Source organism: Prevotella aurantiaca (assembly GCF_015262605.1).
Classification (GTDB): domain Bacteria; phylum Bacteroidota; class Bacteroidia; order Bacteroidales; family Bacteroidaceae; genus Prevotella; species Prevotella aurantiaca.
The window spans coordinates 211498-219312 of the sequence record NZ_JABZSJ010000001.1; the positions used below are offsets into that span (position 1 = coordinate 211498).

Consider the following 7815-nt stretch of genomic DNA (forward strand, 5'->3'; position numbering starts at 1 on the left):
GGTTTATATATTTATATAGATAGGCAAGCATTAACCCATTTGATAGTTAATACCTGCCTATTTTGTTTTAGTTTGTAGATAAGTTTACCCCAGTGGGGTACTCTCAGAATCTGTTCTGTCCCATATAGTTCTCTCTCTTTCACTTAGATTCTGGGAATAGTCGTGGATGTTTCAGTATTAAGGGACTTCTAATATGCTTTTTTCTGTTATCTTTACAAGGAAGTTTTATGCCGTAACAATGTACAAGCAATTTTGTCATTGCTCGTAAGTTTTAGCAGAATAAAACTTCTCTTGTTATCTTAAGAAAGTGCGTTTCTTCGCTATTTCTATATATTAACTGGTATGAATTTGCTTTTTTTCTATTAGCGAAAACGTCCCTTTTCCTCAGATGTTACCCTTCTCTTATGAGACTTTCTCGGCCTTTTTCTCTAAGCAGTGTGCGCAGATTCCTTTGTAGTAGAGCTGTGCGTCGTCTACGCGGAAACCATTAACAACCATGCTTTGTGGTACTGGAGGCTGCATATCGGGCATGTCAAACACGTGTCCACACTCCTTACAGCAGAAGTGAGCATGCGGTGTTGTATTGCCATCGTAGCATACGTGATGCTCGTCAATGGTAATCATGAGTGCCCCGCCCCTCTCAGAGAACATCCTGAGGGTGTTATATATGGTGGTGCGACTAACGGTTGGGATGTGTTTTTTGAGTTCGTTGAATATCTCATCGATGGTCGGATGAGTGTGATGCGTCTGTAAATAACGCATAATTTCAATACGCTGCAGTGATGGACGAATGCCGCAATCAAGCAGTTTTTGATAAGCTGGATCTATATACATAACTGTTTTGCATTTTAATTATTTCGGCAAAGGTATGCAAAACAATACAATTCTCCAAGAAAAATTTGGAAAAATGTCAACTTATTACCTAAAAATAAGAATTACACAGGGTATAAATGGTTCCTTTTTCAAACTTTTTACACTTTCCTGTATCGTCAAAATTATTTTACATTGTTATATATTCGACCTTTCTTTTGTATTTATTACATGCAGCGTCATAGCATATTTTTCAGTCTTATTCCTCTATGTAGGCTGCGAGATTGGGAGGTGGTGGGAACGAATCGCAGTTGATATGTTCCATCTGTTCTAATCCTTCTTGGGTGATAGAGCATCGTTGGCATCGGCTGTCGTTCTTACAAGTGTGACGTTCCAGATACCCTTTTCGTTCGAGAGCGGCTATCACTTTCGATGCATTCGAACGAGAAAGGCCCATCTCGTTGGCTATTTCGCCAGCGAGAAGGCTTTCGTTATTAGCGAGCATACAGAGCAACATGAGTTCGTTTATATTCATTTCGAACTTGGTTTCCAATGCTCTTTCAAATTCTACTACTGCTCTAAAGATGTTATGCACCTTGTGTATGCAGTTGTTATCCATACCTTTTATGTTTGTTGTTCTTACTTCAAGAGCGTTTCTTTAATCATCTTTTCCAATTCAACTTTCGAGTGCGCACCTACCGACATAGTGGGTTTGCCCGTCTTTGGAATGAACAATAATGATGGGATAGAGCGTATATTGAAGATTGCTGATAGCTTTTCGTTCTTATCAACGTCTACTTTATATATGTCAATCTTGCCATCGTACTCTTGTGCAAGCTCTTCAAGAATAGGTGCTGTAGCCTTACATGGTCCACACCAAGTAGCATAAAAGTCGATGATGGCAGGCTTATCGCCCTTAAATTTCCATGCATCTGTTGCAGCACCGAGGTTCATTACCTTTTCATTGAACATTGTTTCGTTCATTTCAATTGTCTTCATCTTGTTATCCTTTTTAGTTTGTGCAGTTGCCTGCTCCTTGTTTTCTGGTTTACTTTTAGCCGATGTATTGCAGCTACTGAGCGTAAATGCCAGTGTAGCAACGGCTATGAATATATTTATTTTCATCGCTTTTCTTATATTTTAGTTTAACTTTTGTTTTCTTCTCTCTGTTCCTTTCTTTTCTAATACCTTATATTTTATTTCTCCAGATGTTTATTTTTGAGTTCTATTCTTATTTCTCAGAGGGTGTGTTATCGTGTCAGCGAACTTATTAAATATGTCCAGCTATGTTCTTCCGACTTTCTTATTACTGCCTCTCTCCGTACTTCTTAAAATGCAATTGTTATGTTTCCGTTGGAAAGTATTGCAAAAATAAGCTTTATTTTCCAATGGAACAAATTTCCAATGGAAATAATATCACGGTATAACATAGTTTAACAGATAATGCAAGAATATGCGTAAAACAGAACACTTATACGACTTTTATACCACAAAAGTAATGAAGTGTAGAAATCAAATGAGTGTTGTGGCGTCCTGTTCGTTGCTTTTCGTTTCTGTGATAGGTAGCATGAAACGGCACATTTTCGTTTGTTTAGGGTGTTATATTATATATATAAGGTGTGTTGTTGTACTGGAATAGCGTTTATGAGTAGTTCAAAACGTGGCGAGCCATAGTCGATTTTGTTTCTTCAGAAGCATACTTTCTTGTGGATTTTGTCTGATTCCATTGAAGCAAAATGATGGAGTGGAGCGGATAGAACCCCATTTGCGACAGACAGAAAACAGCCCCTACGCCTTATGGAAGAGGAGTAGGGGCCATGTGTTTTTAACGAAATAGTTGAGTGCTTACAGTCTTTTAATCATGTGTTTGACATGTAAAATAAGCACGTTAGTTCTTTCTACGTGTTGCTTTTTCAATATTGTAGAAATAAATTAGCCGTATTGGCGCATTATTTTTTAACCACTTTTTTACCATTTACGATGTATAAACCCTTTGGTAAATCCTTTATTTCTTTAGACAAGCGCATGCCGCCGATGTTGTAAATGCCATTGGTAGCCGTGTTTGTAGTCGTAATATTGTCGATTCCAGCAGGGTCTCCCGAAGTGATAGTAACCCATCCTGTAACCACTTTCTTGTCTGCTCCGTAGAGCGAATAGTATGTGTAGTTGCCCTCTTTGTACTCCTTCCACTCCGTACTCGTAGGCGAAGCAACGTAGCAATCAATAAGATAAGGCTCTTCGTCCCATAGCCAGCAGATGCTACCGAAGTGCTCATCGCCCTCGTCGCCATTCCCTTTAGCACGCACTGTGCAGTTTTCGAACTTCCAAAGACCGCTATACAGTCCTGCCGCACCCCCTACAGCTTCCACTGTACATTCCTTAATTGTGATGCGTCCCCAGTTTCCGATGCCAATCATTGCATCTAATCCGTCCGACTCTTCCGCCCCTTTTACCGAAAGCGTGCCACCTTTTCCAGTGATGGTAATGTCGCCACTGTACTGGTTGGTAAGTCCCGACCGTTGTTTAGAGATAATGGTATTGTTACCTATCAGCACTATTTTCATGGTTGCGTTGGTAATCATTCCAGGGAATTCGTTGGTTTCTATGGTAGCGTTTTCCAGTGTAAGAGTTTTAGTTCCAGGTTCGTACGTAATGTTTCCGCTAACTCCTGCAATCTTCGAAAGGTCTTTGTAGTTGTCTGAAGTAACCTTTGTGTCTGCGATTTGGAAGTTGTAACTGGTTTGCGCCTTGATGGTTGTAGGTTGTGCAAACAATGTGATGACCATTGCAGCAGTAGCTGCGTACGTGTTTCTGAGTAGGTTAATATTCATTGTAATCATAGCCTCCCTGTTGCAACTCAATCAGAGCAACGCCGTTTCAGAGGCGTGGGCGTTTTGTGGATATATTAGATTTTTCTCTCGTTTTTATATGAAATGTGATGAATGAGTGCAAATATAACGTTTTTATTTTATATTGTCAAGTTTTTTATAGGGTTTTCTTTGCTTTATTAAATAAATGTAGTTGGGGCGTAGAGATAAGCCGAACAGATTGTGGTAGTGGTACGAGCGTGAAGTCTAAAAACGACTTCCATTTTGCAAAGAAAGTGCATACCGAAAGCGAACCAAATTGTTTGGTTTTGAAAAACAAGGACTATTGCAAAATGGTAGGAGTAGGGTGGTACTTCAGTAGCTATTTTAGTAGAAGAACCTTCTGCCGTGTTATTGACTTAACAGACTATAAAACGCCAGAAACTTTTACCTCTACTTGTGCTTGTCTCATAGCTCTTCCGTCTTAATTTTTTGTTCTTTGGTAATCCGAATGGGGCCCAGTTCCATGTTAAAAAGTTCGAGAACCTGGTTCACTTTGTCCATTCTTAATGTGGGTTTGCCCTGTTCCATTTCTCTGACAAAGCGAAGACCGACACCCGACTTGAAGGCTAATTCCTCTTGTGTTAGGTGGTATTCCTTTCTCAGTTGTTTGATAGTAGACGATAATTTGCTTACTTCCATACCTTTTATACCTTTTCGGGTACAAATATAAAGAATATCTTTGTAAATAGAAACAAATACTCCTTATCGGGTATAGATTTACAATTATTTAACCATATTATACCCTAACGGGGCTAAAACGGATATTTTAAAAGTCAAATCATGGTTCTTTTACATTCCGCAAATAGGTTCAGTAGTAGCTGAAAGCATTACAAAACGCAGTTGTGCGTGCGCATCTTATGGAGTTTTTCGTATCATGTAAAAGTGTTGGGACGTATTTTATCATGTTGCTAACAATCCATCAGACAAGGAGAAAGTAGGCAGAAAGCAGGGGAGTAGAAGTCCGACCGTGAAGCCTAAAAACGACTTCCATTTTGTAAAGAAAGTACATCCCGAAAGAGAACCAAATTGTTTCGTTTTGCAAAAGAGCCTATTTTGCGCTGCAATATAGGCGCTTTTGCCGAGCAAAACAGGCTCTTTTGCAATGCAAAACAAGGGGTATTGAAAAGTGCTGATAGTCAGGTGTTAAGGCGATTGATATAACTTTACAAATTTATCCCACCTTTTCAGTGTTCGAATCGCATATTTCCAAACTTGCGCTCGTGAAGTTGCCGCCTTGAGAGAGTGTTTTTTAGACACAATAAAAAAAGTGCAGAAAGTGTTAAGTTCAAACATCTTTCTGCACTGAGTGGTGGTGTTTGGAAAAGCTAATTAAGTTTTTCCTAATTCAGAAGTGCACCCCTTTGTAGGGTAACTCCTCTGCTATGTGGTTCTAAGTACCTTAATAAAATCTTGCGTTTGGCTTAATAATATGCTGGAACGGTTCGAAGTTTGCAGCATCAACAGGTTTGCCCTCAACGTCTTCGCCGATATATATAGGGCGGATAGGGCAGGCTTCAAACTTCTGTGGGTCGTTCAAGACATGAGCAAATGAGCCAAGTTTAAGTCCTCTTGTGGTTGTTATAGCCGTTGCATAATCTGAAAGATAAAGAGCATAAAACTCGCTTCCTTTGCCCATATAGCGGAAGATTACAATAGAAACATTGTCATCTCTATGTCCTGTGATAGGTAAGAACAAGCCTTTATTCGCCAAAACAAGTCCTGTAACATCTTGAAACTTCCATAGTTTTCTACCCGTAGGGAACTTATATTTAGCCCCATGAAACTCTAAATCGCTAAAGTATGCACCATAAATCTTATTGCCTTTATCAGTATAACAATAGCCAGGCATGAATGTTTTGCTCTTTTCTATGAGAGTTTTGAGGTCTTTTACAGTTGGATAAGCATAATGGTAATTCTTCAATCCATCGTTAGTCCAATACGTAACAATATCTCCATACTTTGCTAAGCTCCTATTAGAAGTCTTTGTATTGCCTCTATCTAAATAGTAAGACCCGCTAATTGTTATTGCTGTGCCTAACTTATAGGCTTGTGTTTTGTCTAATTCCAAAGCGTTTTCAATATCTCCCCATCGGAAAAGATCTAAGTCATTAGAATGCTGTATGTACTTACCTTCATTCGTGTTAATATACCAAAACTGCGAACCAGGAGTGTTTTCATCATTGTTAACCATATTTCCATTAACACTATTTGCCAAAGTAGGTTTATCTGCATAGTTGCTTATCCACCATTGAGCAGGTGCTATTCCCCAGTATTCTTTGTTTCCTGTCTTGTAGTGAATGAAGTTTCCAGTTGCCCATTTCACATTATTCACCACCACATACGGCTGTGGTGTAATCTTTTCCATCGTTATATTAGAACGATAATCATAGTCGGTGAGGAACGTTTTCTTTGCCGTTTTAGTGTAAATACCGTCTGGTGTGTACACCGTAATGGTGAAATTGGTTTCTGCATTGGCTGCTAAGAAAGCAACCCACACATAGTCTTGTTGTAGCTGAATAGGCGAATTGTCTTTGTTCGCAACGTCAATGATGTATTCCTTTTCGTCATCTGTGCCTACAAAAGTACCATTGCTAAGGTCCAAAATATCGTACGACCGCAAGCCGTTTATCTTTACTTGGTTGATGTTGTTGATGATATTGCCTTGCGAATCTTTGAATTTCATACCCCAGAAGGTTACTTTACGCTCCAAAGAAACGTTTAGTTTTGTTATCGTACCTTCTGTTCCGTTGTTTGAAATCTTCTCTGGCGAAGCAGCAGCCCAGTTGTAATCAAACTTCTTATCGATAGTATTCAGTGTTCCGTCTTGCTGTTTCATGTCGAGCGAGACCTGGCTTGTAATCGTATTAGAAGCATCATGATAAACTCTTGATACTCCTTTTTCAGTTTCTGTAATCTTATTTGGATTGACCAACCCCACTGTTTTATCTCCTTCTAACGCTTCGGCAGGATAGAAGAACGCCAGTTTGTCGGTGGTTTTCATTTCTTTTTTGCTTGTAATAGTACCCTTGAATGTTGCCTTTTTCCCACCTTCGGCTTGTGTAGACAGCGTACTATACGCAGTGGCAGTACTTGTGTTATTATCTGAAAGGTTATAGGCGAAAATCTTATCGCCCTTTGCCCAGTTAGAAACAACGTTTTTGTCGTTGTCGAGTCCGAGTGTGCGCGAGATGGCTTTTGCCGAGTTGTTGTTGCCATCAGCGCTATTTCCGACCACCGTTAGTTCTATTTGGTAGGTGTAACTTTGTGGTTCTGTTTCTCCACCATTCATGTTCTCGTTGTCGCTGCACGCCCCTAATGCCAAGAGCAACATAGCCATCGTTGTGGTCTTTAGTATGTTCCTTTTCATCAGTTTTAGTTGTTTTCTAATCTTGTAGTTTCATAGTCAAAGTCCCAGACCTGGTCGTTAGGTTTAGCAAGATTGTCCTCTCCACCATGATTTGGGTCAGGTTTCTCTAATGTATTTCCGAGGAAAGGCTCCTCATCTACACACTGAATGACTTTACATTCAGGTTTAATGTAAGATTTTTGTTTCATTTTTAAAGGTAAGTTAAAGTTATTTTCTTAGTTGTTAATTACTTTCTTTCAGCTCTGTTATCGTGTCAATAGCGTTTTAATTGGCTCTTTATCCTATTCATTTCTTACAGAGTAGTTGCAAAATTACAATATTATTTAAAATTATACAAGTTTATATTGAAAAATTTAAATATCTCTTCTAAAACACACAATAAACTGCAAAAAGATAAAATATTTGCTTATTTATGTTCTATTTGTGGTATTATGATTTTGTAAAGGAAGTACATGCTGTAAGTGAACCAAATTGTTTGGTTTTGCAAAAGAGCCTGTTTTGCGCTGCAATATAGGCGCTTTTACCGAGCAAAACAGGCTCTTTTGCGTTGTAAAACAATGGGTATTGTAAAACGTTGAAAGTCAGATGGTAATGCGAATGTATTTTCTTTACAAAATATTTACACCTATTGTGTGTTTACAAGGTATATTTTCTTATTTGTTTCCCCGATGTTGTCGCCCTGTGTGTGAGTGTTTTAGATAGAATAAAAAAAGTGGGCGTAATGGACATTTGGTAGGCTGAAAAGCTCACGGATTTTAGTAATGGACA

Annotated in this window: 8 protein-coding genes; 1 reads left to right on the forward strand and 7 read right to left on the reverse strand. The window is 38.9% G+C overall.

Annotation, left to right across the window (positions count from 1 at the left end; genetic code table 11):
- Positions 1-402: 402 nt before the first annotated feature.
- The 4 genes from HXN26_RS00755 to HXN26_RS00770 all read right to left on the reverse strand — a co-directional run bounded on the left by HXN26_RS00755 (position 403) and on the right by HXN26_RS00770 (position 3650).
- Positions 403-834: a Fur family transcriptional regulator gene (locus tag HXN26_RS00755; RefSeq protein ID WP_036888741.1), complete on the reverse strand. Its 432-nt coding sequence runs from the start codon at positions 832-834 to the stop codon at positions 403-405.
- Positions 835-1069: 235 nt separating this feature from the next.
- On the reverse strand, positions 1070-1429 hold the full coding sequence (locus HXN26_RS00760) for a MarR family winged helix-turn-helix transcriptional regulator (protein ID WP_273158179.1): 360 nt from the start codon (positions 1427-1429) through the stop codon (positions 1070-1072).
- 20 nt (positions 1430-1449) lie between these two features.
- Positions 1450-1935, reverse strand: coding sequence for a thioredoxin (gene trxA / locus HXN26_RS00765; protein ID WP_273158180.1), 486 nt, complete (start codon positions 1933-1935; stop codon positions 1450-1452).
- Between the two features lie 824 nt (positions 1936-2759).
- Entirely contained in the window at positions 2760-3650 is an 891-nt protein-coding gene (locus HXN26_RS00770; protein WP_273158181.1) for a hypothetical protein, read from the reverse strand.
- A gap of 227 nt (positions 3651-3877) precedes the next feature.
- On the opposite strand from HXN26_RS00770, the gene HXN26_RS00775 reads away from it, so the two are divergent.
- Complete coding sequence (locus tag HXN26_RS00775; RefSeq protein WP_273158182.1) at positions 3878-4105, forward strand: hypothetical protein; 228 nt, start codon at positions 3878-3880, stop codon at positions 4103-4105.
- On the opposite strand, the gene HXN26_RS00780 is transcribed toward HXN26_RS00775, so the two are convergent.
- The 3 genes from HXN26_RS00780 to HXN26_RS00790 form a co-directional block, all read right to left on the reverse strand.
- The gene (locus HXN26_RS00780) at positions 4086-4319 is read right to left on the reverse strand and encodes a helix-turn-helix transcriptional regulator (protein WP_024999804.1); all 234 of its coding nucleotides are present in this window, start codon (positions 4317-4319) and stop codon (positions 4086-4088) included. The two genes, HXN26_RS00775 and HXN26_RS00780, sit on opposite strands and share 20 nt — an antisense overlap.
- Before the next feature lie 760 nt (positions 4320-5079).
- Entirely contained in the window at positions 5080-7047 is a 1968-nt protein-coding gene (locus HXN26_RS00785; RefSeq protein WP_273158183.1) for a hypothetical protein, read from the reverse strand.
- A gap of 5 nt (positions 7048-7052) precedes the next feature.
- A complete protein-coding gene (locus HXN26_RS00790) occupies positions 7053-7235 on the reverse strand; it encodes a hypothetical protein (protein ID WP_024999807.1) in 183 nt (60 codons plus the stop codon).
- Positions 7236-7815 lie beyond the last annotated feature (580 nt).